The organism is Mucilaginibacter sp. P1_A3, from assembly GCF_056406855.1.
On sequence record NZ_JBFTZJ010000016.1, the window covers coordinates 158,883 to 185,483 of the forward strand.

General features: G+C 42.9%; 20 protein-coding genes. 18 read left to right on the forward strand and 2 right to left on the reverse strand.

Going from position 1 to position 26,601, the window contains the following annotated elements; genetic code table 11:
- The first annotated feature begins 18 nt into the window (after positions 1-18).
- The 3 genes from AC1D0K_RS28280 to AC1D0K_RS28290 are packed head-to-tail and all read left to right on the forward strand — an operon-like array spanning position 19 to position 3,666.
- Entirely contained in the window at positions 19-1,533 is a 1,515-nt protein-coding gene (locus AC1D0K_RS28280; protein WP_477394104.1) for a RagB/SusD family nutrient uptake outer membrane protein, read from the forward strand.
- A gap of 56 nt (positions 1,534-1,589) precedes the next feature.
- On the forward strand, positions 1,590-3,428 hold the full coding sequence (locus tag AC1D0K_RS28285) for an alkaline phosphatase (RefSeq protein ID WP_477394106.1): 1,839 nt from the start codon (positions 1,590-1,592) through the stop codon (positions 3,426-3,428).
- Positions 3,429-3,483: 55 nt separating this feature from the next.
- A complete protein-coding gene (locus AC1D0K_RS28290; RefSeq protein ID WP_477394108.1) occupies positions 3,484-3,666 on the forward strand; it encodes a hypothetical protein in 183 nt (60 codons plus the stop codon).
- 24 nt (positions 3,667-3,690) lie between these two features.
- On the opposite strand, the gene AC1D0K_RS28295 is transcribed toward AC1D0K_RS28290, so the two are convergent.
- Positions 3,691-5,184, reverse strand: coding sequence for a TonB-dependent receptor (locus tag AC1D0K_RS28295; RefSeq protein ID WP_477394111.1), 1,494 nt, complete (start codon positions 5,182-5,184; stop codon positions 3,691-3,693).
- A gap of 321 nt (positions 5,185-5,505) precedes the next feature.
- Between AC1D0K_RS28295 and AC1D0K_RS28300 the strand changes: the two genes are divergently transcribed.
- The 15 genes from AC1D0K_RS28300 (at position 5,506) to AC1D0K_RS28370 (ending at position 25,891) form a co-directional block, all read left to right on the forward strand.
- Positions 5,506-8,049, forward strand: coding sequence for a T9SS type B sorting domain-containing protein (locus AC1D0K_RS28300; RefSeq protein WP_477394113.1), 2,544 nt, complete (start codon positions 5,506-5,508; stop codon positions 8,047-8,049).
- Positions 8,046-9,032: a PorP/SprF family type IX secretion system membrane protein gene (locus tag AC1D0K_RS28305; protein ID WP_477394115.1), complete on the forward strand. Its 987-nt coding sequence runs from the start codon at positions 8,046-8,048 to the stop codon at positions 9,030-9,032. The genes AC1D0K_RS28300 and AC1D0K_RS28305 overlap by 4 nt, the downstream gene beginning before the upstream one ends.
- A 4-nt stretch (positions 9,033-9,036) precedes the next feature.
- Positions 9,037-10,758 carry an OmpA family protein gene (locus AC1D0K_RS28310; protein WP_477463132.1) on the forward strand — a complete coding sequence of 574 codons (1,722 nt, stop codon included), beginning with the start codon at positions 9,037-9,039 and terminating at the stop codon, positions 10,756-10,758.
- A gap of 247 nt (positions 10,759-11,005) precedes the next feature.
- Entirely contained in the window at positions 11,006-12,349 is a 1,344-nt protein-coding gene (locus AC1D0K_RS28315; protein ID WP_477463133.1) for a deoxyguanosinetriphosphate triphosphohydrolase, read from the forward strand.
- 292 nt (positions 12,350-12,641) lie between these two features.
- Positions 12,642-12,824 (forward strand): hypothetical protein, encoded by a 183-nt coding sequence (locus AC1D0K_RS28320; RefSeq protein ID WP_477442954.1) that lies wholly within the window; start codon positions 12,642-12,644, stop codon positions 12,822-12,824.
- Between the two features lie 211 nt (positions 12,825-13,035).
- On the forward strand, positions 13,036-13,581 hold the full coding sequence (locus AC1D0K_RS28325; protein ID WP_477442956.1) for a GNAT family N-acetyltransferase: 546 nt from the start codon (positions 13,036-13,038) through the stop codon (positions 13,579-13,581).
- A gap of 6 nt (positions 13,582-13,587) precedes the next feature.
- On the forward strand, positions 13,588-14,763 hold the full coding sequence (locus AC1D0K_RS28330) for a M20 family metallo-hydrolase (RefSeq protein WP_477442958.1): 1,176 nt from the start codon (positions 13,588-13,590) through the stop codon (positions 14,761-14,763).
- Positions 14,738-16,078 carry a sigma-54-dependent transcriptional regulator gene (locus AC1D0K_RS28335; RefSeq protein ID WP_477397957.1) on the forward strand — a complete coding sequence of 447 codons (1,341 nt, stop codon included), beginning with the start codon at positions 14,738-14,740 and terminating at the stop codon, positions 16,076-16,078. Before AC1D0K_RS28330 ends, AC1D0K_RS28335 begins: the two co-directional genes overlap by 26 nt.
- A gap of 230 nt (positions 16,079-16,308) precedes the next feature.
- Positions 16,309-17,703, forward strand: coding sequence for an outer membrane beta-barrel protein (locus AC1D0K_RS28340; RefSeq protein WP_477397959.1), 1,395 nt, complete (start codon positions 16,309-16,311; stop codon positions 17,701-17,703).
- A gap of 149 nt (positions 17,704-17,852) precedes the next feature.
- On the forward strand, positions 17,853-18,455 hold the full coding sequence (locus tag AC1D0K_RS28345) for a hypothetical protein (RefSeq protein WP_477397961.1): 603 nt from the start codon (positions 17,853-17,855) through the stop codon (positions 18,453-18,455).
- Positions 18,456-18,732: 277 nt separating this feature from the next.
- The gene (locus AC1D0K_RS28350) at positions 18,733-20,967 is read left to right on the forward strand and encodes a glycoside hydrolase family 2 protein (RefSeq protein WP_477397963.1); all 2,235 of its coding nucleotides are present in this window, start codon (positions 18,733-18,735) and stop codon (positions 20,965-20,967) included.
- A gap of 214 nt (positions 20,968-21,181) precedes the next feature.
- The gene (locus AC1D0K_RS28355) at positions 21,182-22,207 is read left to right on the forward strand and encodes a LacI family DNA-binding transcriptional regulator (RefSeq protein WP_477397965.1); all 1,026 of its coding nucleotides are present in this window, start codon (positions 21,182-21,184) and stop codon (positions 22,205-22,207) included.
- A gap of 212 nt (positions 22,208-22,419) precedes the next feature.
- On the forward strand, positions 22,420-23,358 hold the full coding sequence (locus AC1D0K_RS28360; protein ID WP_477463134.1) for a dihydrodipicolinate synthase family protein: 939 nt from the start codon (positions 22,420-22,422) through the stop codon (positions 23,356-23,358).
- Between the two features lie 73 nt (positions 23,359-23,431).
- Entirely contained in the window at positions 23,432-24,433 is a 1,002-nt protein-coding gene (locus AC1D0K_RS28365) for a 4-hydroxyproline epimerase (RefSeq protein ID WP_477399831.1), read from the forward strand.
- A 213-nt stretch (positions 24,434-24,646) separates the two neighbouring features.
- Positions 24,647-25,891 carry an NAD(P)/FAD-dependent oxidoreductase gene (locus AC1D0K_RS28370; protein WP_477443718.1) on the forward strand — a complete coding sequence of 415 codons (1,245 nt, stop codon included), beginning with the start codon at positions 24,647-24,649 and terminating at the stop codon, positions 25,889-25,891.
- 168 nt (positions 25,892-26,059) lie between these two features.
- On the opposite strand, the gene AC1D0K_RS28375 is transcribed toward AC1D0K_RS28370, so the two are convergent.
- Positions 26,060-26,601 (reverse strand): integrase core domain-containing protein (locus tag AC1D0K_RS28375; RefSeq protein WP_477463135.1); only part of this gene is annotated, 542 nt, incomplete at its 5' end.

Sequence of the window (26,601 nt, forward strand, 5' to 3'; positions counted from 1 at the left end):
TTTAAGGAGATAATTGAGATGAAATTTAAAAATATAATTAAAAATAGCTTGCTGGGTATAATGGTTATTATGCTTGCGCAAAGTTGTAAAAAAAGCACTTTAGATAATATTAAACCCACCGGTACGCCAACCAGTACCAATTTTTGGAAAACTGCTAATGATGCGCAGCAGGCAGCAAACGGTTTATATGAAAAACAAAGCAACAGCGAGGATCTTTACGGCAGGGGGTTCTTCTGGTTTATAAACGCCAGCGATGATATGGTAGTTGGCCGTACATCTGCCGATAGGGAAAATATTAAAAACTTTGTTTGTACCGGGAATGAAAATAGTATTTATGCGCCATGGTCATTACACTTTGTAGTAATGAAAAGGGCCAATGATGTTATTGCAAATGTGCCTGCCATTACCATGGATCAGGCCGCCAAAAACTTTATTTTAGGCCAGGCTTACTTTGTACACGCCGTAATGCACCTGGAAATTGCCGATTTATATGGTACTGATAAGCAAGGTGCACCGGTTCAAAACCGTACAAATCCAATTGCATTCCCGGCGCAACTGGCATCAGTTAAGGATAATTATGCTTATATCGCGGCTGATTTAAAAAAGGCAGCTTCATTATTGCCTTATTTTGATAAGCTTGCCACATCTGATTATGGCCGGGCCCATAAAACTGCTGCCTGGGCATATCTTGCCAAAACATACCTGCACGCAAAGGATTATCCCAATGCCGAAAAATATGCCGATTCGGTTATTTTAAGTGGCAAACATGCTTTGTTAGCCAACTATGCCGATGTATTTAAAATAGCTAATAACTATAGTTCTGAATATATATGGTCTGTAGCCAGTAATTTAAACGGACAGAGCATTTTACCGGGAGCCATGCTTGAAAATAAAGGCTGGGGTTTATACAATGGCTTTGGTTATTATCAGCCGACTAAGGAATTGGTTGACGAATTTGAAACCGGCGATAAAAGGTTGCCAGCAACTATCCTTCAAAATGGCGATAGTTTTCAATATTTCGGTCAAACGTATACTTACCCTATTGGCGGCAAAAGCAATAGCTTAACCGGTTACCAGTTTAACAAATACATGGAACCTTTTAGCTATGCAGGTGGTATACATGTAAGCCCTAATGGAGATGAGCCATCAACAGATTTGAACGTACCTTTATTACGCTACGCCGAGATTTTACTCATCAAAGCCGAAGCACAAATTATGCAGGGTAAAAATGCCGATGCCGCCATAAACATGGTACGCACCAGGGCAGGTTTAAAAGCTATATCGGGCGCAACATTGGCAAATTTGAAACACGAACGCCGTGTTGAATTAGCCGGTGAGTGGAGCGATCGTAATTTTGACCTTGTACGCTGGGGCGATGCGCAGGCAACTTACGCAAAACCCTTACACGGCGCCAATGGATCGGTGGTGTGGAAAGCGCGAAACTTTGATCCGGCAAGGGATAATGTATGGCCAATTCCGCCTAAAGATATCCAGATAAGCCAGGGCCAGCTGAAACAAAATGCAGGTTGGTAATTTGAATTGAAATCCTAAAACCGGGCATCGCCCGGTTTTTTATATTTAAAACCGAAATGAAAAACAGTACTACAATTCTCACACTTACAGTATTATTATTGCTGAATATCAGCATAGGGGCCAGCGCTCAAATTAAAGCATATACCGTAGCAGACGCGCACTCCCATAACGATTACAAAAATAATATCCCTTTTTACAGGGCCTATGAAAAAGGCTTTGGCTCGATAGAAGCAGATGTTTACGCGGTTAACGGGCAGTTGATGGTAGCGCATGATAAAAAGGATATCAGTGCTAACCGCTCTTTAAAGATCTTATATATCAATCCCTTAATTGAAAAACTTAACCGCGACACGCAAAGGCATTTAAGGTTACTTATCGAAATAAAAGAAGATTATAAAGCGGTACTGCCCCTGGTAATCAAAGAGCTTAAACCGCTCGAAAAATATTTTTCATATGATGGGCATCCGGGCCGGCTCTCAATTGTGATGACGGGCGCTGTGCCGCCTGCCGCGTCAATGCCCGGCTATCCGGCCTGGATTTCATTTGATGTTGACTATTTAGATGGCTTTACACCCGATGAGTGGAAAAAAATAGGATTGGTGAGCTTCCCCATGAGCAAGTACGTGCACTGGAACGGTAAAGGTGTATTAAATCCAGAGGAGATCAGCAGGGTAAAGGGTGGAATTGACAGCGTACACCGTGCAGGTAAAATGGTGCGTTTTTATGAAACTCCTGATACTAAAAGTAGCTGGCTGGCTATGATGCGCCTGGGTGTTGATGTAATTGGGGCCGATAAGATTGAAGAGCTTGGTGATTTTTTAAATAAAAAAGAACGATCTGAATATACTGCTCCCAAACCGTATGCGGTATATCACCCTACCTATAAATCAGATGGGGCAGTAAAAAAGGTTAAAAATATCATCTTGTGTATAGGCGATGGAATGGGCCTGTCGCAAATATATGCTACCTATACCGCCAACCGGGGGCAGTTGAATATATTCCAGATGTTAAACGTTGGTTTTTCCATTACCTATTCGGCCGATGCTTATATAACAGATTCTGCAGCTGGCGCCACTGCTTTTGCCTCGGGCCAAAAAACAAACGACAGGGCAATTGGTGTTGATCCATCCGGCAAGCCATTAAAATCACTGGCGGATTATAGCGCGGAAGCCGGCAAAAAAACGGCAGATATAGTGGTGTGTGAGTTAACAGATGCAACCCCTGCTGCCTTTTATGCGCATGAGTCTGAAAGGAGCAATTCCACATCTATTGCAAATCAAATAGTTTCATCGTCGGTTGATATTTTTTTAGGTTCGGCCTATAAAGATTTTACTCACAAGGTAAATGGCGAAACCCCGATAGATAAAATGAAACAAAGGGGCTATACCATCATCCGTAATTTTGATGATTTTTTAGCCACGCCTTCAACAAAGATTCTCGCTTTGATGGATGATAGTGTAACCAGGCCTAAAATGGCGGGCAGAGGTAACTATCTGCCACTGGCATTTAATAAAGTAACTCAAACCTTTAAAAACGCGCCCAATGGTTTTTTTATGATGATAGAAGGATCGCAAATTGACCATGGCGGCCACAACAATAACCTGGAGCAGGTAATTACCGAAAATAGTGATTTTGACCGTATGGTTGGTGATGCCCTGCGTTTTGCCGATGAGGATGGCGAAACACTGGTTATTGTTACTGCCGATCATGAAACAGGTGGCTTAACGCTATTGGATGGCAGCATTAAAAATGGATACGTTTGGGGCGATTTTAGCACTAACGATCATACCGGCACGCCTGTACCTATATTTACCTATGGCCCGCATTCGCTTGATTTTAGGGGAGCTTTTAATAATACAGAGATCTTTAATAAAATTAAGGCCCTGTTGAAGTAATCCCATCCGGAGATAGGATTGACCGAAATAAAAGAGGATAACCGTTATATTAATCATGAAACGGTTATCCTTTTATTATTTATTTCCCTGTCTTTTAAAAAAAATCTTTAAAACGCAGGGCGATGCTGCAGATTATAGCCGCGAGGTATGCATTGATAAGCCGTTGAATAGTAATGGTACTATTAAACAAGTTATGCCTGCATATGCAGGCATAAAAGCTATAAAGTTAAATAAGTAAATCGATCAAATATTGGAGCCGAATTTAAATGCTACCTAAAGCAATTTCGGGGTCATTATTGTTGGTTGTAACATCTTCCTTAATAATTTCGGGCTCTGATGCATAGCCAAATAAACGCTTGTCCTTTATCATGGCAGCTACCTCTGGCGGAACAAATTCTTCCCAACCGCTGGCACCTTGTTTTATGAGTTGTAATATTTTATCAGTTTCTGCATGCAGGTTGTTCTCATTGTAATGTCTGATATCTTCTATTTTATTATTGGCAATCAGGTAACGGTACAAGTCGATTAAATGTGGTGGCGGTGAAAATTTCAGGCAATTCCAGATCACTGCATTGCGTAAAGTAGGGTAAATAAACAGTTTTACTTTGCGGCTGAACAATGTAGCGAACGACTCCAAAATACCACCCGGAAGATCCTGGTAATGCTCTTCCGCAAAAATGTACTCCAGGTTAGGATAACCCAAAACGACACCCAGTTTTAATTTAGTGATCTTTGACAGGTAAGCCACCAGTTTATAATACTCATGGAAATTAGAGATCAACACCGTTTGCCCAAGTGAACAAAGAATATCTACACGATCAAGGAAATCTTTTTCATCAATTTCGGCAGTTAAATCGGCGTTCCTTTCTTTTAATGACTGCAACGTTAGTTCGGTAATTACCATAACGTTTGTCTTATCAACATCGGGCTCCTGCATAAATTGCTTAACACCCGTGTTAAGCATATCTAAATGGACGTTAATAATAGGGCGGAAACGTCCGCGTATTACCACAATATGCTTTTTATATAAAACGTCAGAAGGTTGCTGGTTTTTACCGTTTGGACCAAATACAGCCGCATCAGAGAAACCATATTTTACCAGGTGTAAACTCATCAGGCGGTTATCTACCTTGGTAAAGTCGGGCCCTTCAAAACGGATCATATCAATCTGAATCCTATCCCGGGATAGGTTATCCATTAATGAAAGTAAAAATACCGGGGGAATATCGTTATAGTAAAAACAGGCATACATGAGGTTTACGCCTAAAATTCCTACTGCCTGCTGCTGCAGGTTATTGTCGTTATCTAATAATTTTACGTGCAGTACTACATCATTAAATGGTCCGTTTGGCTCCAGTTGAAAACGTACACCCATCCAGCCATGACCGTCATTTGTTTTGTTGTAGTTAAGTGCCGAAACCGTATCTGAAAAAGCAAAAAAGGTTGTCGAATCTCCGCGCTGCTCGGCCAGGCGTTCAATTAACAGGCCATACTCATGGTCAAGCATCGAGATCAGGCGCGATTCACTTACATAACGGCGCACCTGTTGTACCCCGTAAATAGCATCAGAAAAGGTCATATCATAAGCCGACATGGTTTTGGCAATAGTGCCTGATGATGCACCGGCTTTGAAAAAATTGGCAGCCACATCCTGACCGGCGCCTATTTCTGCAAATGAGCCATAAATTTTAGGGTCAAGGTTAATGGCGAGCGCTTTTTGTTTTGTCCCTATATCTTTATTATGAATACTATTCATGCACGTTTTACTTGTTAATTAATCCCACCAAAATCGGGAAGTGATAAGATGGTATAAAATTACGGTTTTTTAGGTAATAGGTAAGTAAATATTAGGAAAAAGGCAAGGAAACAGGCTGTATTTTTTGATTTAGATAGCAGCGTTTGCTTCAGTCTTGATGAATTGTTAACAAATGTGGGAATATAGAAAGTAGATTTGAAAGGGAAATAAGGGCATGTCATTAAGGACAGTAAAATCTTTTTTTTGCTTGTAACGAGCATTCCTAAATTTTTACCGTCATTTCGCCTGCTTTTTATAACTTACGGCTTTATAAAAATGTGCATGCTGAAAAGCGTACCCCTCACCAGCTATAAGCCTTTTCATTATTATGGATTACCTGTAATGAGTCGTTTCTTTACAGTGATTACAGTTTTGCTTGTCTTTTTATTATTACCCACTGGCTTGCTGGCCGAGGGTAGTAAAGAGCTCAATTCAAACGGGGGCAGCCGGGCTTACCTGTTTTCGAGCAATACAACAAACAATGCTTCTTTTCCTTTTCCAACTTTGGGTACCATGAAGGTATATGTAAAGGTTGGCGAAAGTATTTATGCAGGTTCAAGCACCCAGGGTATTAATTCAGGTTCCATCAATTTTAGGGCGCCGGATGGTGCAACTTATACCAGTGAGGCAGCAGGAAACAATGGCCTTATCCAAAATCGAGCCCAGGAAGTGGCCGGGCCGCTGCCCAACGCGGGTGGCTATACGCCGTTTATTAAAACAGCATTGGCAGGGCAGGAGGGAATCTGGGAAATTGACTTTATCGCCGAAAATCCCGGTTTTGATCTCGCCGGTAACCCGCCCACTATACCCGCCAGTGCCAATTGGACGCAGCCTACTGCCGAGTACATTACAGCTTTTGATGTATCGGTACGTAACGCTGCTAACACCGGCTTTATAAGCGGTCGGGTTTATACCCAGGTTTTTTCGGGCATATTGGGTACATTCAATGTAGGGTTCAATGGCATATTTCATGTGCTTACCAAGGATGGTTACCAATACGTACTCAACAATAACGGGCAGGCGGGTAACGGTTTTACCTTTTTTGTAAACAATAAAGGCTTCAGGAATGCCGGCGGTTTGGCATCCTACAAAAGTATCAATGGCCTAAGTTCCAGCATTAACGTGCAGGACCCGCGGGCGGCAGATACGGAAACAGATATAACCCAGAAAATATTTTTTAACGCCCCTGCGGCAGATATGCCGGTTTCGGCCAATACACCGGCATCGGGCACAACCTGGCTTTTACGTGCTGCGGCGGTGCCGGCAATTAGTAATGTAACCTTTACCGGGGCGGAAGGGACAATAGGAAAGGCCGGTACCAGCCCTTTAGGGGCCGATTTTAATTTTAACATCACCGGCAATGGCACCTATACCATTGCTGTTGATGTTAACAGTAATGGCCGGTATACCGATGCCATCGATCGGAAATTAACCGGCCAGGCTAATACAGGCACTAACCAGGTACATTGGGATGGTTTAGATGGATTGGGCAATAAGGTAACGGGTAATGGCGCAACAACTTATAATGCTAACATAACTATTGCTACCACGGCCGGGGAAGTGCATTTTCCGTTTTTTGATGTGGAGCGAAATGTGAACGGGTTGCTACTTACCCGTACCAACGGCACTTTTGCACCCGATGACTCGCTTTACTGGGATGATACGCCTATAACGGTTGTGGGCACGTCATCAAACCCCATTAAAAACCTTACCGGTTTAAGCAGCGCCATAAACGGCCATAAATGGGGGAGCACTACCAGTAATCCCCTTAACGATGCCGACTTTGGCAATAACAAATGCATTGATACCTGGAGTTATATCAAAAGTAACCCGGTGAATACTTCGGTTAGTTTTGTGATGCAGGAGGCCAATCTTTCTGTTGAAAATATTACCGTTATTGCCGCTTGCTCGGGCCAGCCGGTTACATACAAGGTAATCGTAAAAAATAACGGGCCATCTGATGTTAGCGCCGCGCAGTTTAGCTTCAATTTCCCTGCGGATATTAGTGGGTTATCGGTTACCAGCCTGGCAACTACCGGTAGTTCTGCAACATCGGGTGGTGTGGTCACGTCAAACGCGTATCATGCCAGCGTAAATTTGGCAAATGGAGCAGTACGTACATTTACCATCACCGGCAAAGTGGCGTTAACGGCAAGCGGTGATCTTACCGTTTCGGTGGCAATTTTACGCCCGGCAGATGTGACCGATCCTGACGCTACCAACCCAGACGCTTCGCCGCCTGCCGATGCCGCTGTGGAATGCGATGCCTCTCCATCTGGTACAGGGTGTAATAATATTAAAACCAATACAGTTAATATTGTTGTTGGTCCTGATGCCGGTCCCGATCAAACCATATTTCAATACGCCCAGGGTACCATGGCCGCAACAGGAACAGGTAGCTGGACACAGGCCGGTAGTGACGCGCTTGTTGCCAGTATTACCAACCCGGCAAACGCCACCAGCACCATAACAGGCTTAAATAAATTAGGCTTGTATCATTTTATTTATACCAATGCCAGTGGCTGCGCCGATACGGTGGTACTAAAGGTTATCTCCTCCGACCTGGATATCCCTAACATCATCACCCCAAATAACGATGGCAAAAACGATGTTTTTAAAATTGGGGGTCTTGAAAGTTATCCCGGTTCACAATTGCTCATCTTTAACCGCTGGGGTAACGAAGTTTACCGGGCCGATAATTATAAGAACGACTGGAACGGAAGCGGCCTTGCCCAGGCAACCTATTATTATATCCTGAACAGAAAAGAACATACTGGCGAAATTACCCCGCTTAAAGGCTGGGTGTTTTTAAAACTTACTAAATGATGCGCTGCTGTAAATTATATATGCTGATAGCCGGTCTGGTTTTACTCACGGTAAAATTGCAGGCCCAGCAAAGTATACAGTTTAGCCAGTATGTATTTAATGGTTTGGCCGTGAACCCTGCCTATGCTGGCTATAAAGAAGACTGGACGGTTAATTTAAGTAGCCGCATACAATGGGTGGGTATTAATGATGCACCTAAAACGGGTACAGTATCGGTTGATGGGTTAACAAACAGCACTAATCAAAATATAGGATTGGGACTGATAGCAACTTTTGACAGGTTGGGTCCCGAAAGCACATCATCGGTATATTTAAACTATGCCTACAGGTTGCGGCTTGATGAAGATGACACCAAACGATTAAGCTTTGGTATTGGTTTTGGCGCCATACAATACCGTTTAGATGGTACTAAATTTAACGCAGCCGACGAAGGTGATGCCAATGTGCCCGCAGGTATTCAAAGTAACATAACGCCCGATTTTCGTTTCGGCATATACTATTATTCGCCAAAGGTTTATTTTGGGGCATCGGTGTTTAATTTATTATCGGGACTGGGCAATGCGGTTGATCATTTACAGCAGTATAAACAAGCGCGTACAGTTTATTTAACCGGCGGCACCATGATTCCGCTGAGCGAATTTATCGACCTTAAACCCTCAATCATGGTCAAGGAGGATTTTAAAGGCCCTACCAATCTTGATGTAAGCAATTACGTAGTAATGAACAAAGCGGTATGGCTGGGTGCATCTTACCGTACCGGGGTTAACCTATGGAATAAAAGCAACCTGCAAAGCGGACTGGATAAAACCGACGCGGTGGCTGCTATAGTACAGTTTTATGTGAATGATCATTTCAGGGTAGGTTATTCTTATGATTTTACCACGAGTAAACTGGCCGGTTCGCAAAGCGGATCGCATGAGTTGTCGCTGAGTATCAGCTTTCCGGGTAAGAGTCAAAGGGTTGTTAGTCCACGATATTTTTAAGCAGATGAAGAAGTTTATATTGATCGGGATGTTTATGGTTTTGCTGGCGAAGGTAGCTTGCGGGCAAGAGCAGCTATCCATAAAGCAACAGGCCGATAGGCTTTTTGATCGCTATGAATATTTTAAAAGCCTGAAATTTTATCTGAAACTGGCCGACAAAAAGAACCCCGATGTGAAACTATTAGTACGCATTGCTACTTGTTACCGCTACATCAATCATTATCCGGAAGCCGAAGAGTGGTACGCTAAGGCCCTAACTGATCCCAAAGCCGAAAAACTCAGTCATTATTTTTATGCTGAAGTATTGCTCAGGAACCAGCAGTTTGAAAAGGCCAAACAGCAATACCAACTTTATTTTACAGATGATGCAGGTGCGCTGGCGCTAAAAATGGCCGATTGTGATTCTGCCATGGTTTGGATGAAAAAAGCATCCTTATACAAGGTGAACAATGCCGGGAATGTAAATACGCCATTTTCTGACTGGGGAGCCAGTTATGATGGCAAAAACGATATCATATTTACATCCGACCGGGGGACTGACGATGAAAAAACGGATAACCGTACAGGCAATGGCTGGTTTAAATTATACACTTACGATTTGAGCAGTAAGGAGACCAGGCAGATGGTATTAGATGCCGGGAACAGCGCTGAGTTTAAAGATGCTTATCATGTTGGTCCGATGGCATTGAACCATACAGGCGATACGGCTTACATTACACTTAGTACCGAAATAGCGGCCAAAACGTTGCCTGTAGATAAGCGTACCGGTAAAAACGGGCAGAGGCTTTACACCCGCCGCCTGCAATTGGTAATGACCGTTAAGAGGAATGATCGTTGGGTTATCTCGGGCAGCTTTCCGTACAATAATGTACAACAATATTCTATAGGTCACGCGGCATTATCCGGGGATAGTAAGCTGATCTATTTCAGCTCAGATATGCCCGGAAGCGTGGGTAAAACAGACCTGTGGTATTGTGAAAAAAACGCCGATGGATCATGGGATAAACCTGTGAATTGTGGTAAAAACGTCAACAGTAAAGAGGAGGAAAGTTTTCCTTTTATAGATGAAACTGGCGTTTTATATTATGCATCTAAGGGTTTACCCGGTATGGGGGGCTATGAAATTTATGCGGCCCATGGCCAAAAGGCTGATTGGGATAGACCCAAAAACCTGGAATATCCCATTAACAGCACCAGCGATGACTTTAGTTTTATAACCCGGGACGGCCAAAGCGGTTACCTGTCATCAAACCGGGATAAGGGGCAGGGCAGTGATGATATTTACGCGTTTACCCGATTAAAGGAGACGATAGCCACAAAGCCTATAGCCGAGTTGCCAAAACCTGTCTCTACGGCAACAAGCCCCGATTTTTCTGTAAGAATGATCTACTATGATCTTGACAAATCATTCATCAGGCCCGATGCCGCGGCGGAACTGGACAAGCTGGTCGATGTTTTAAAGCAGTATCCGGCATTAAAAATAACCTTAGCCGCTTATTGCGATTCGAGAGCATCCTATCAATATAACCTTGCCTTATCGCAAAGAAGGGCAAAATCAGCGCTTGCTTATCTTATAAAAAAAGGGATAGCCCCAGTAAGGATGACGGCCAGGGGATATAGTGAAACCAACCTGGTAAACAAATGCGCTAACCAGGTAAAATGTACAGAGACCGATCATCAGTTGAACAGGCGAACGGAAGTGAAGATTATTTTGAATAGGGAGTAAGGATGATAGGAGCAAGGAGCAAAGATTTTTTGATGAAAGACAAAAAGAAGAAAAATGTATCCTTTATCTTTTGTCCAAAAATGGCGTAAGTCCTCAACGAGGTTAATCCTTGTTCCTTGCTCTAAAAGTAAAAAGACAACTCCTTGTTACTTATGACTATAAAATGTTCAATACTGTTTAGTTTATTGAAATTTATAGAATAATATTGCCGGTCAATAAAAAGGAAGATTTTTATACATCGCATATTATGAATTGGGAAACATTATTATCAGCTAAGAGGTGGGGATATGAGGATAAATATATAGCGAGCCAGGCTGATGCGAGGTCAGAATTTCAAAGAGATTATGATCGTATTATATTTTCTTCCCCATTCAGGAGGCTGCAAAATAAAACCCAGGTATTTCCTTTGCCGGGGAGTATTTTTGTTCATAACCGCCTAACACATAGTTTGGAGGTAGCCAGTGTTGGTAAATCATTGGGCCGGATATATTATAATAAATTAAAGGAAGAAGAGCCCGACCTGGATACCCGCCTGCCACTCATCAGCGAGATCGGTAACATCGTATCTGCGGCTTGTTTAGCCCATGATCTCGGTAATCCCGCATTTGGGCACTCGGGCGAATCGGCCATCTCTCATTACTTTACCGATGGCGATGGTATGGGTTATCAAAAAAGTGTTACCGGTGAGCAATGGAGCGACCTGGTTAATTTTGAAGGTAATGCCAATGCGCTGCGTATTTTAACCCACCCGTATGCAGGCAAAGGCTATGGAAGTTTTGCGCTCACTTACACAACCATCGCGGCTATTGCTAAATATCCCTGTGCTTCTGTAGCCGGTAACGATAAAACAAATATTTATACCAAAAAGTACGGCTTTTTCCAGTCGGAGCAAACCGGTTTTGAAAGGATCGCGTCAGAGCTTCAGTTGAGCAAGGTGCAGGAATCACCGTTTATTTATAAGCGTCATCCCTTAGTTTACCTGGTAGAGGCGGCAGATGATATTTGCTACAACATTATCGACCTGGAAGATGCTCATCGCTTAAAAATATTATCATACCAGGAGGTGGAAGATATTATGCTTCCGTTATGCAACRATCCTAAAATGAAGGTAAGGCTGGAAGATATTGACGATACCGATGCTAAAGTTGCTTATTTACGTGCCCGGTCTATCAATACGCTGATCCAAGCCTGCTCCAGGTTGTTTTACCAGGAACAACAAACCATTTTGGATGGTGATTTTAATCATTCGCTGATTGATATGATAGAGGAGCCTTTTCGCTCTATCATGAAAGATATCACAAAGCTATCGGTAAAAAGGATCTATAATTATTCGTCGGTTGTACAGATAGAGGTTGCCGGTTACAAGGTAATGGGCGGTATACTGGAGGAATTTATTCCGGCCTATTTGCAAAATAGTTCCAAGTATCATCAAAAACTGGTGGAGTTGATTCCCAAACAATTCCTGACCAAGCAACAGGATGATTATTCAAAAATTCAAACCGTGTTGGATTTTGTATCGGGTATGACAGACCTGTATGCTGTAGAGTTATTCAGGAAGATCAAAGGGATCTCGTTTCCATCAATGAGTTAAATTTTAATACGGAATTGTAGAGGCGCATAATTGCGTCTCCCGCAGGCCATTCAGGCTTGCTGAGGTGTGATGTGCAATTGTATCTTCAAAGGATATTCTACCCATCTCCTTGGTTTTCATTTTGATAATGCACTCCTCTCAAAATGATAGGGTTAAAAAAAAGCAATGGCTTGGTTTTTAACATTTTTGCCCCTTTTTTATAGGTTAGGCCTAATTAACATCTGCTGATTTATTTTTGGCATGCATATAGTTAAGTGGGATGCAATTGATTTATATATTAAAAAATTGCGTCATGACATCATTTTATATCGTGCTTAAAGTAATAGCTTTTATCGCTATTATCATAGTTCCACTATCTGGTCCTAAAAAAAAGAAGAGCGCCACCAAGGGGGATATAGGCAAACTTGCAGTTAACAGAGAAGGTTACCTGGAGGCTGTTTCTTCAAGCCCGGCAAATCATCACCCGGTACTATAATTATTAAAATCGCTTAAATTGAAAATAAAAGCCTTTCATTTTGATAGGCTTTTTTTGTGCGCTTAACTGGCCATAAAATATAAATTATTCATTTACACAGGCTAAACCTATAATTAGGGACAGACTGGCATAACAGGCATTCTTTTGGCATTAGGGTATCCGCAGTTATTAAACATTATAGTGTTGGTAACTGAAACTAAAAACAAAAGCAATGGAAGATGAACGAATTATTGTAAGGTCAGCCATTCCCGCTGATGTGATCTTCGCCGATCAGATTATTAGTGAAATGGAAAGTTCTGCGATAGCGAGGGGTTCCGGGATCTCCAAAAGGTCTGCAGCCTCTGTAATAGAAAAGATCGATAACGGCAAAGCCATCGTTGCCGTAACCGAAAATGGCGAATGGGTAGGTTTCTCCTACATTGAAGCCTGGGATAATGAGCAATTTGTATCCAACAGTGGCCTCATTGTTTCCCCCAAGCACCGTAACAATGGTGTAGCCTCTCAAATTAAAACCAAAATTTTTGAATTATCCCGCTCCAGGTATCCTGCTGCAAAAGTATTCAGCATTACATCGGGCCTGGCTATCATGAAAATGAACACCAAGCTGGGTTTTGAACCGGTTACCTATGCCCAGGTAGCACAGGAGCCCCGCTTTTGGGATAGCTGCAAAAGCTGTGTGAACTATGATGTATTGCAAAGTAAAAACAGGTGCAACTGCCTTTGTACCGCAATGTTGTATGATCCTCAATTAAACTAATTGAACATGGTTATGATAAATGATTTAAACCAGCGGAGCCTTTCAAGAGTTGGAGAAGGCATGCCCTTAAACCCTCATTTTTTTAGCGAATCTGTTGCCTTATTGCAGCAATTGATCAAAACCCGGTCGTTTAGCGGGGATGAAGGTGATGTGGCCGATATTGTACATCAGTATTTGTTTGGCTACTCAGTTAAAGTAAAGCGTAAAGGAAATAATTTATGGTGTTATAATAAGTTTTATGATGAAACCAAACCGACAATACTGCTTAACTCTCATCTGGATACGGTTATGCCAAACGAGGGGTATACCAAAGATCCGTTTTGCCCGGAAATAGCCGAGGGAAAACTTTACGGCCTGGGCAGTAATGATGCCGGGGGATGCCTGGTATCGCTGGTAGCCACCTTTCTGCATTTTTACAGTTACCATGGCCTTGGATTTAACTTATGCCTGGCCATAACTGCCGAAGAAGAAAACTCAGGGGAGAACGGCATCAAATGTATTCTGCCCCTATTAGGCAACCTGGAACTGGCCATAGTTGGCGAACCTACACTGTTACAAATGGCTGTTGCCGAAAAAGGCAACCTGGTTATTGATTGTATCAGCAACGGGCGTTCTGGGCATGCGGCAAGGGAAGAGGGCGATAATGCCATTCATAAATGTCTTAAAGATCTGGAGTGGTTCCGTAGCTACCAGTTCCCGCAGCAGTTAAAAGGATTGGTGCCGGTTAAAATGACGGTTACTACCATAAAAGCGGGCTTGCAACATAATATTGTACCTGCCCGCTGCGAGTTTACTGTGGATATCCGCAATGATGATACCTATACGCAACAGCAGATTCTGGATATCATTAAAAATAATGTGTCATGCCAGGTAAAAGTGCGCCCGGGCTCATTGGGCGCATCTTCTGTTCCGATGGATCATCCGATAGTAAAAACAGGCATCGCCATAGGATGCAAAACCTATAACTCGCCAACCACGTCTGATCAGGCCTGGCTATCGGTGCCGTCGGTTAAGATAGGCCCGGGCGATTCGGCACGGTCGCACTCTTCGGATGAATTTATTTACCTCGAAGAGATCAAAAAAGGGATCAGCTTATACACCAGGTTACTGGATACTTTGCCGCTGATGCTGATCAATAATCCCAACAAATACAAAAATGAAATCAAACATATTAATAATTGATGATGAGGTAAAGCTCAGCGAACTGATGGCCAGGATCCTGGTGCTGGAAGGTTATAACGTAATGCAAGCTTCCAGCGCCAAAGCCGGGATCCGCCTGGTTGAGCGTGAAGATATAAGGGTAGTATTAAGTGATGTAAAATTGCCGGATGCTAATGGGGTTGACCTGGTAGAGCGAATAAAAAAGATAAAGCCTTATATAGAAGTCATCAATCTTACGGCCTTTGGTTCCATAAGTGATGGGGTTTTGGCCATCAAGAACGGGGCCTTTGATTACCTTACCAAAGGTGATGATAATGATAAAATCATCCCCCTGGTAAGTAAAGCCATTGATAAGGCCAACCTGCAATACCAGGTGAGTGAATTACAAAAGCAGAGCGAGGTGCAACATGGTTTTCCGATAGTTCTGGGGCAGTCGCCCGCAATATTGGAAGCCGTGGACCTGGCCAAAAAGGTAGCCCAAACAGATGCTACGGTGTTGCTGCTCGGTGAAACCGGTACCGGCAAAGAGGTTTTTGCAGAAGCCATTCATACAGAAAGTTTAAGGAAAGATAAACCCTTTGTAGCTGTAAACTGCAGCGCCTTTAGTAAAGAGTTATTGGAGAGTGAGCTGTTTGGCTATAAGGCCGGCGCATTTACCGGGGCCATAAAAGATAAAAAGGGATTGTTTGAAGAAGCCAGCGGCGGTACCATTTTTTTGGATGAACTGGGTGAAATGAGCCACGACCTGCAGGCTAAACTGTTAAGGGTACTGGAAAACGGCACGTTCATAAAAATTGGCGAAACCAAAACTACTAAAGTAAATGTAAGGCTGATCGCCGCTACGAACCGCGATCTGCAAAAGGAATCAGAGGAAGGCCATTTTAGGCTGGATCTGTTTTACCGGCTCTCGGGGTTTTCTATTGTTTTGCCACCACTGCGCGAACGGGTAGGTGATATAGAAGTACTTGCCCGGCATTTTATAAAACTATACTCGGCCAAGGTTAAGAAAAAACAGCCGGGTGTAGATGAGCGCTTTTTTAGGCTGCTTAACCAGCATAAGTGGAATGGTAACATCAGGGAACTAAAAAATGTGATTGAGCGGGTAATTATCCTGATGGATGAGCCAATGCTTACCCCTAAATTATTACCCAATGAATTTCATAACGGTGGTTATTATGACCTGGTAGCGCTCGACCTCAACAGCGTGGAAAAACACCATATCCGCAGAATATTGAAGTATGTTAAAGGCAATAAAACCGAGGCAGCCCGTGTGCTGGGGATAGGCCTTGCCACCCTTTACCGCAAAATAGAGGAGTACCAGATACTCATGAACTGATCAGGATGAGAAAGCTACCATCACAAAATGAGAAGGTTTTAGCAGTATCCGCAAAAGAAGAATCGTAATTGAATAATTATCTCCCTGATAATCAAATTAAAACAAGCCAGCCTCAAAATCTGGAATAGCAATTGGCAGCCATGCCACAATTAACACAGCAAAAAAGGGCAGAGCATTAAAAAGCAAAAGCGCTTTGCCCTTTATGCTCACAAGTAATATCCATATTTAAAATGAAAAAATTTTTCTTATCAATTTTCTTAGGCACTTTATTAACCACGGCCTATTCCCAGGACCAGGCAGTATCCCTTAAAAAGGATAGCACCACCGTTAAAGATACCGTAAAAACCAAAGCTGAGCCATTTGCCTTTGGCGATTTTACCTGGCTAAATGGTAACGACCGCAGGCACAAAGCCCTGCTGGATACCAAATATTTTACCGGCCGTTTTTTGTTAGATTTTAATTACACCGCATCAAACAATAACCCTGTTGACCATACCGTGGTTGGTTCAACCGCTTTAGCCCGCGACCATGAGTTTGAAATATCAACCGTAGCCTTTGGTGGTGATTTTCATTACGATAATGTACGCGCAAGTTTACTTACCCAATTTGGTACACGGTCCACTGTAGTGCCCCGTAATGATTTTAGCGTTACCCGTGGCCAGTTTGATCTTTCAACAGCCTATCGTTATTTGAGCGAGGCCAATGCCGGTTACCACTTTAACGTGCTGAATGGTATTAACGTTGATGCGGGTATTTTCATGTCATACGTTGGCTTATTCTCCTATTACAATGCCGAGAACTGGGCTTATCAACCATCATTTACATCAGATAATACACCATGGTTCTTTAACGGTGTACGTGTCCAGATCTTTGTATCAGATAAGTTGAAGATTGAGCCTTGGCTTATCAACGGTTGGCAGTCATACGGCATGTTTAACAGCAGGCCAGGTATAGGCGGCCAAATACTATGGCGCCCAAAAGAGTGGTTGCAGGTTTTAACAAACAACTATTATGGTGCCGATACACAGGACAAGCCCGGCCGTAAACGTTTCCATACAGATAACAGCATCGAGGTTCGTTATTTCAAAAGCACCAACAAAAACTCGTTTGTAAACAGTGCTGCATTCTCTGTAACCGGCGACCTTGGTGATGAAAAAGGCGACGGCGTAAACGGCTTCACATCAGATCCGGTTAAAGGCCCAGCACAGTATTTTGCCAGCGCTATGCTTTATCACAGAATGGTAATGGCAAAAGGTCATTTAGGCTGGACAGTTGGCGGTGGTTTTATGAATAACCCAGGGCGTTACCTGGTATTGTACCCAACGGGCGATGCAAACCCAATCCCGGCTATTAATACCGGTGCTGTAGGTACCCATCCGTTCTCTGCCAATCCCGGCGATAAATTTAAGGCTTATGATTATTCAACCACAGTTGATTTAATGCCAAACGATTACCTCACTTTTAGAATGGAGGTTGTGCACCGTCATGCTAATGTGCCATATTTTGCAGGCCATGGTGGTGTTACTTCGCCGGATGGTTATAATACTACTCCGGTAGGGAATTTTGTTCCAGACCTGGTTAATTCAGAGACAAGGTTCATCGCAGCGTTACTGGTAAGATTTTAATTCCCCAAAAACATTATAAAAACCGGCAATAACTTACGCTTGATTGTTTGGCTAAGTTTAGTAAAGGTTGGAGGCCGGGTTTTGCCGCCCGGCTTTTTAATAAGGCTACTATCTACAATAGTATATCATAACAATAAATTCAGAATGAAATGAAAAATTCAATTAAAATGCTTGTCGCCATAATGGTGTTCAGCGTGCAGGTCAACATGCTATATGCTCAAAGTAAAATGAACAGTACCGGTATTTATTTAACAGAGGAGGACTATAAAACCGGCAAGCTAAGCTATGTTTTAGGTACAGATGATAAAATGCGTTTGAATGGTTTTTTAGAGGGCAAAAATGTAAGCCTTACCGTTCAGGGCAAAAAAATCAAGTTATCTAAAAATGAAATATTTGGCTATCGCCAGGATAACAGCGATTTTAGGTTTTACCAGGACGAGGCTTACCGTGTATTGGATACAGCCGGTTTCCTGCTTTACAGCAAAGATCAGTTAACCCAACAAGGCAAGGGCCCAAAACCTGTCCAAACCTATTTTTACAGTGTAAATACAGCAAAACCTGTTTTAAGCTTAACGCTTGAAAATATTTATAAAAGCTTCGCTGCCGAACGCGGGTTCCGTTACAATGTAGAAAGTAACTTTCACCAGGATGCCGACCTGATCACCTTTGACAGGGCAAACAGGCAATACCAAATCAAATACCTGTACCAGGAGTATAAACATACTTCCACAGCACAACATGCCGCACTTTAATTAACTATTGATACCCTTATGAACAGAAGCCCTGGTGTAATGCCGGGCTTCTTTTTTTTATAGGGAAAAGCCTGACTTTTTAATTTATCTTTTGCCGTAAGTACAGGCATCCTACAAATCGTATCAACTTTTCTTCAAAACAAATCAATCATTCATCCTTACTAAAGCCGGTTGGTTTTTTAATATAATTTTAGCGCAAAGTAACCTGAACCATACCCCTGTGACTTTTTTTAAAGGAATAAGGAGTTGGACTAACAACCTGCATCGACCTTAAATTATGAACATTAAAAAACTTTTATCCATAGCTATTATAGCTATGCCTTCCCTTTTGTTTGCCCAGCAATGGCAGCCTAAAAAAGCGGTGTTGATGACCCGCTTCGCTAAAGATGTAAATCCGGATAGCGTATTGCCCGAGTATCCAAGGCCACAAATGACCCGCGAAAAATGGCTTAACCTTAACGGGCTGTGGCAATATCAGCCCGGTAACGCCGGTGAAGCTGTACCTGATGGTAAATTATCAAAATCAATACTGGTGCCTTTCCCGGTTGAGTCTGCGCTTTCGGGCGTAATGGAGCATCACGACAGGCTTTGGTACCGCCGCAAATTTGTTTTGCCAGGCACCTGGAAAGGTGAGCATATCCTGCTACATTTTGGCGCTGTTGATTATGAATCAGAAGTTTTTGTTAATGGTAAAAGTTTTGGGGTGCATACCGGCGGGTATGATCCTTTTAGCTACGATATTACTTCGGCCCTCAAAGGTGCTGGTCCGCAGGAGATAACCGTAAGGATTTTTGACCCTACCGATGATGGCGGTTTTCCAAGAGGGAAGCAAAGTCTGCATCCGCAGGGTATTATGTATACGCCCACTACGGGTATCTGGCAAACAGTTTGGCTTGAACCTGTGCCGGTAACCAATATCAATGATATCAGGATCACGCCCGATATCGATAAATCGGTGGTTAAGCTTACCGTAAATACCGGGGGCAATGGTGCTGGTTATAGCGTTGCTATCAAAGTAAAAGATGGGCTAAACGTGGTGCAAACCATTACAGGCAATGCGGATGAGGAAATCAGTGTGCCCGTAAAAAATGCAAAACTATGGTCGCCAGATTCACCTTTCCTTTATAATATGGATATCAGCCTGCAAAAAGATGGTAAAACGGTAGATGCTGTTTCCAGCTATTTCGGGATGCGTAAAATCTCTGTAGGGGTAGAGGATGGCTACAAAAAACTGTTCCTGAACAATAAGTTCCTGTTCCAGATCGGTCCGCTTGACCAGGGTTTCTGGCCCGATGGAATTTATACCGCGCCGACCGACGCGGCCATTAAAAACGATCTGCAAATGATTAAAAACTATGGTTTCAACATGGTGCGTAAACACATCAAGGTGGAGCCGTATCGCTGGTATTATTGGGCCGATAAGCTGGGTTTAATGGTTTGGCAGGATATGCCATCAGCAAACTCCTACACAGAGCATACCCCGCCTGTTGATACTGTTGCCTATGCATCTGAGCTTACCCGTATGGTAAAAACACACTGGAACTCGCCAAGTATTGTTACCTGGGTGGTATTTAACGAAGGCCAGGGGCAGCATAATACACCTGGATTGGTAAATATGGTTCGTAAGCTTGATGATTCCCGCTTAATTAACCAAGCAAGTGGGGGTGGCCATTTCGGTGTGGGCGATTATATGGATATTCATAGCTACCCGCCACCAGCTGCACCTGCAAGCACTACACAGGTTTTGGCCTGCGGCGAGTATGGTGGTATTGGCTATATTATACCCGGCCATATCTGGAAATCGGGCCCTACTTATATCATGATTGATAACCAAAAAGATTATACCAACCTGTACGATACCTATGCCAATGACCTGGTGCTATACAAAACCAATAAAGGTTTAAGCGCGGCAGTATATACCGAGATTACCGACGTGGAAATAGAATTGAATGGCTTACTCACTTATGACAGGGCTATTGATAAAGGCGGCGCAGCAAAAATCAAAGCATCAAACACCAAAGTAATTAACGATAAGTTGTACATCAACGATGTTTTGCCATCATCCCAAACCGATAGCCGTACCTGGAAATACACCTTTGATAAACCAGGCGAAAGCTGGTTTGCGGGTAAGTTTAATGATGCCGCGTGGAAAACCGGCTTGGGTGGTTTTGGCACAAGCTTTACACCGGGCGTTAACGTTAAAACGGTGTGGAATACCAATGATATCTGGATTAGACAGGAATTCACCTTAAATGAAAAGAAGAATATAGACAGAGATAACCTTGTTTTATATATTCACCATGATGAAAATTGCGAGGTGTATATCAACGGCGTTAAAGCTGCAACTATTGATGGCGCTACATCTGGCTATGCCGTTGCACCCATGAGTAAAGAAAGCAAGGCCGCGTTAAACCTCAATGGTAAAAATGTGATCGCTATTTATTGCCACCAAACAGTAGGAGGGCAGTATATTGATGCCGGTATCTCGGTTTTAAGTAAAACAAAGCCTTAAAGTTTTATAAGTTTTAATTTTTAAAATGGCTCCTGCAAATTGTGAGGGGCCATTTTTTTGTTGAATTTTATCGAACTAAAAGTCCCTGTTTGGCAAGGTATTATTAGTTAAAATAAGTAAACCGAATTGTAATTAAAATAAATCGGTTGAAGGTTTCGCGTTATAAATTCAATTTGATATATTAACCTATATTTAAAATAACTAATATAAACGGGTGAAAAAGAAATTATCAATTGTTGATATTGCTAACGCGCTAAACGTATCAAAAACTACCATTTCATTTATTTTGAACGGGCGTGCACAGGAAAAGCGGATCAGTAGCGAATTGATTGAGCGGGTAATGAAATATGTTGCCGAAGTGGGGTACAAGCCCAATTCCCTTGCTAAAAGTTTACGTACAGGTAAATCCAATACCATTGGTTTAATGGTGGAGGATATATCAAACCCGTTTTTTGCAAGTATAGCAAGGCTGATTGAAGACCGCGCCTACAAAAATGGTTATAAAATTATTTATTGCAGTACCGATAACGATACCCACAAAACCCGGGAACTGATAGATATGTTTAGAGACAGACATGTGGATGGTTATATCATGGCCCCGCCCGAGGGGATAGAGGAGGATATACAATCCCTGATAAACGATGGGATGCCTGTGGTATTATTTGACAGGCACCTGCCAAAGGTGAATACAGATTTTGTAGAGGTAGATAATTACTTCGGCGCTTACAATGCAACAAAACATTTTATTGAACAGGGGTTTAAGAAGATAGCTTTTGTTACCTTTTTATCATCGCAAACACAAATGGTTGATCGTGTAAAAGGATATGAGGAAGCTATAAAGAGCGAAAATTTGGAGGCTGTAGTAAAAGAGATAGCCTTTAACCAAAACGACGAACTGATCCTGGAGCCACTGCGTGATTTTTTAAAAACACATCAGGATATTGATGCTATACTTTCGGGGAACAATCACCTTGGTATCTGTTGCCTTAAAATTATGAAAGAACTCAATATTCAAGTGCATAGCGATATCGCATTAATATCTTTTGATGATCATGATGTGTTTGAATTGCACTCACCGTCCATATCGGCCATAGCCCAGCCTGTTGAGGCAATTGCAGATAATGTGATAACCGTTTTATTAAAAAAACTTAGCGCGTTATCTATACCAGAAAAATCACAGGCTATTATTTTAAAAACGGATTTGCAGATCAGAAATTCATCAATAAGAAAACTTCGTTAATTATCCCCTGCAGACGAAGTTTTTATTTTGACACAGGTTTTAATGGTTTCCCTTTTTGGGGATGGCTTAGCCATATCTTAACCCAAATTATCGCTCCTTCATTATTTCTTATGCAAAAAGAGGTCATTCTTGCTAAAATATGGCTAATGATTGCTAAATTGTTAGTTCAATAACATATGATACTGTATTACTTTTGATAAAAATATTTAAGAATGATAACTTTTGACTGGAAAGGCGTATTCCCTGCGGTAACAACCAAGTTTACCGATAGTGACGAAATTGATTTTGATGCTTTTGACATCAACTTAAATGCACAGCTTGAAGCCGGTGTTGACGGCTTTATTTTAGGCGGATCATTGGGCGAAGCCAGTGTGCTTAGTGATGATGAAAAGTTCGCGTTATTAAAACATACCATTGCTTATGTGGACGGTAAGGTGCCCGTGATTTTAAACATTGCCGAGCAAACTACAAAAGCCGCTGTAGCCTGTGCCCAAAGAGCGTTTGATACCGGTGCGGATGGCCTGATGCTGTTGCCGCCAATGCGTTATAACAGCGAAGAGCGCGAAACGCTTGCTTATATTGGCGCGGTTGCCAAAAGCACAACGCTGCCTATCATGATCTACAATAACCCGGTTGATTATAAGGTTGAAGTTACCCTGAATATGTTTGAGCAGCTGGCTGCTTATGATAACATCCAGGCGGTAAAAGAATCCACCCGCGATGTATCCAACATCACCCGGATGTTTAACCGTTTTGGTAATCGTTTTGCTGTGTTTACAGGTGTTGATCCGTTGGCTATGGAAAGTTTGGTGATGGGAGCCGATGGCTGGGTTGCCGGTTTGGTTGATGCCTTCCCCAAAGAAACAGTAGCCATTTACCGTTTGGTAAAAGCAGGCAGAATAGCCGAAGCGCTTACCATTTACCGTTGGTTTTTACCCGTACTTGAGCTGGATATCCACCCAAAACTGGTACAATACATTAAACTGGCCGAAGTGGCTACCGGTATAGGTACCGAGAATGTACGTGCCCCGCGTTTGCCACTAATTGGCGATGAGCGTGCAAAAGTGCTAAAGATCATTAACGATGCATTGGCAGTTCGCCCGGAATTACCTGTAGGCAGCTGGGGAAAATTAACTGAAGTTGAAGCTTAATAATCTTCTGTGAATAATTAATTGAAGCTTTCGGCCGGTTTTTTGCGTTCGGCCTTAAGCTTTCAGCTTATATATGAGTAGTAAAACATTTTTCTGTATAGATGCGCATACCTGCGGCAACCCGGTGAGGTTGGTGGCTGGTGGCGGCCCTACGCTAAAGGGTGATAACATGAGTCAAAAGCGCCAGCACTTTTTAAAAGAGTATGACTGGATACGCACCGGGCTGATGTTTGAGCCCCGGGGGCATGATATGATGTCGGGCAGTATATTGTACCCGCCTCATGACCCTGCAAATGATGTAGCGGTATTGTTTATAGAAACAAGCGGTTGCCTGCCCATGTGCGGGCATGGAACTATAGGTACTATCACTATTGCTATTGAAGAAGGGCTGATAAGCCCTAAGGTGCCTGGTATAGTGCGTATGGAAGCGCCTGCCGGCCTGGTGTTAATTGAATATAAGCAGGAAGGTAAAAAGGTAACATCAGTAAAACTTACTAATGTGGCTGCTTACCTTGCCGCCACAAATTTGGAGGTTGAATGCCCGGATCTGGGTACGCTTACCATTGATGTATCCTACGGCGGCAATTACTACGCCATTGTTGATCCGCAGCCCAATTTTGCCGGCATTGAAAATTATACTGCCGGGCAACTGATTGCCTGGAGCCAGGTATTGCGCAAACGCATCAACGAGAAATATCAATTTGTTCACCCGCAGGATCCTACTATCAATACTTGTACGCACATCCTTTGGGCCGGTGCTACATTATCCGACGATGCTACGGCCCGCAACGCTGTTTTTTATGGCGATAAAGCCATTGACAGGTCGCCTTGCGGTACGGGTACATCTGCACGTATGGCGCAATGGTTTGCCAAAGGCAAACTGAAAGTTGGTGAGCCTTTCATTCATGAAAGTATCATAGGCAGTAAATTTACCGGCAGGGTTGAGGAAGTGGTTAAGATCAATGATATTGATGCCATTATCCCGAGTGTGGAAGGCTGGGCCAAAGTTTACGGCTACAACACCATCAAGATAGATGACGACGATCCCTACGCGCATGGTTTCCAGGTGATATAGGTAAAATTAGAATGAGTTAAAAAAACAATTAAATCGTCATTGCGAGGAACGGAGCAATCTCTACACAAGCAAATCGGATAAGCAGGTCCGCCACTTTTCCATTAGCTCTGTAAAGCTTAGAGATTGCTTCGTGCCTCGCAATGACGGTAATGATTGAATTATTCAAAAAATAAGCCCTTCAGCTTTGTGCTTTGGGTTTTAAGCTTAAAAAATATGGCAAAAGTGCTGATCATTGGTGGTGGAATAGTTGGTTTAAGTTCGGCGTATTATTTACATAAGGCAGGCCACCAGGTTACCGTACTTGATAAAGGCGATATGACTGATAGCTGCTCTTACGGCAATGCAGGCATGATTGTGCCAAGTCATTTTATTCCGCTTGCAACTCCCGGTATGGTTACGCAGGGAATCCGTTGGATGTTTAACAGCAAGAGTCCGTTTTATGTTAAGCCATCTTTAAATCCTCAATTAATTTCCTGGGGACTAAAATTTTTACAGAAAGCTAATGCTGGGCATGTGGAGCGGTCGGCGGTACCGTTAACCGAACTTTCCCTGTTAAGTAAAAAGCTTTATGAGGATTTGAGTAAAGAGCCAGGTTTTGATTTCGATTTGGTAGAGAAAGGCATCCTGATGTTTTATAAAACAGAAAAAGCAGGAGAAGAAGAAGCTCACATGGCTCAAAAAGGTCGTGAATTAGGTTTGGATATGGCGGTACTTAGTGCGGCTGATTGTGTTAAACTGCAACCCAATCTTAAGCTTGATGTGTTGGGGGCGGTGCATTACCGCTGCGATGCGCATCTATCGCCAAATAAGTTAATGGCGGCTTTGGTAAAATACCTTAAAGGCGCGGGGGTAAACCTGGTTACCAATAAGGAGGTTACTAAAATTGAAACTACTGCCGGTAAAGTAAGCGGTGTTTTATCATTAGATGAAAAGTTTACTGCCGATGAATATATTATTGCAGGCGGCTCCTGGTCGCCGGCAATTGGCAAGTTGTTGGGTATAAAAATACTGCTGATGCCGGGCAAAGGCTACTCGTTTAATGTAAAAGAGGCTGTGCCATCTATGCAGATCCCAGCCCTGTTGGCCGAAGCCCGTGTTGCCATAACCCCTATGAATGGTGGCTTGCGCTATGGCGGTACCATGGAGCTGGATAAGATCAACAACCGCATCAACATGAACCGGGTAAAGGGGATTGTAGAATCGGTGCCCAAATATTTCCCCGATTTAAAACCCGCGGTTCCGGCCGAAAAAGATATCTGGTTTGGTTTCCGCCCATCATCTGCAGATGGATTGCCTTACATTGGCAGGAGTGATAAATTCAGCAACCTCACCATAGCAACAGGCCATGGAATGATGGGTTTGAGTTTAGGCGCAGCGACTGGGTTGTTAGCCCAGGAGATCATATCGGGAGTGCCAACAACTATTAGTATTGGGGCTTTTAAACCTGATAGGGGTTAAGAGTTCCCAGAAGCTGTCTAAAAATAAATAAATAGATCGTCATTGCGAGGTACGAAGCAATCTCTAAGCTGTACAGAGGGGCTTATAGGGTCGATCTACCTATTTGGAGATTGCTTCGTACCTCGCAATTGTAAGGGTTTAGTAATTCGGTAACAGAATCAGGTATTTTTATTTGTTGTTTAGGGTGACCATATCGATAGGTTTTTTACCATTGATGCCCTGATGTGGTCGTTCCCAGTTATAATAAACAAGATATTTGAGGAGTTCATCTTCCAGCTCTTCAAAGCTGTCGAAATCGGTATCTTCAATAAGGTCTTCTTTAAGCGTCCTCCAAAAGCGTTCCACCTTGCCGTTGGTTTGCGGCCGATAAGGCTGCATATACCGCCGTTTGATGCCTGTTTCCATTAACATTCGCTCAAAAGGATGGTTCCGCTTTTGCAAACTTGTTGAAGTACCGAACTCCGGGCCGTTATTAGCAATGATCTCCTCGAACTGGATGCCGAACTCCCGTTTGAGCGCCTGCATGCAATGCATGGCAGTGAACATGGTGGTCAGCGCGGTGATGTCTTCCATCACCTGTGCCCAGGCCAGGCGGGAATAATCATCCAGCACGCAAAGCAGATATAACCTCCTGTTTTGCCCTCTGATCACACTTTTACTTAGGTGATGACAGTCGATATGTCCTAACTGGCCCATGCGTTCTTTAATGA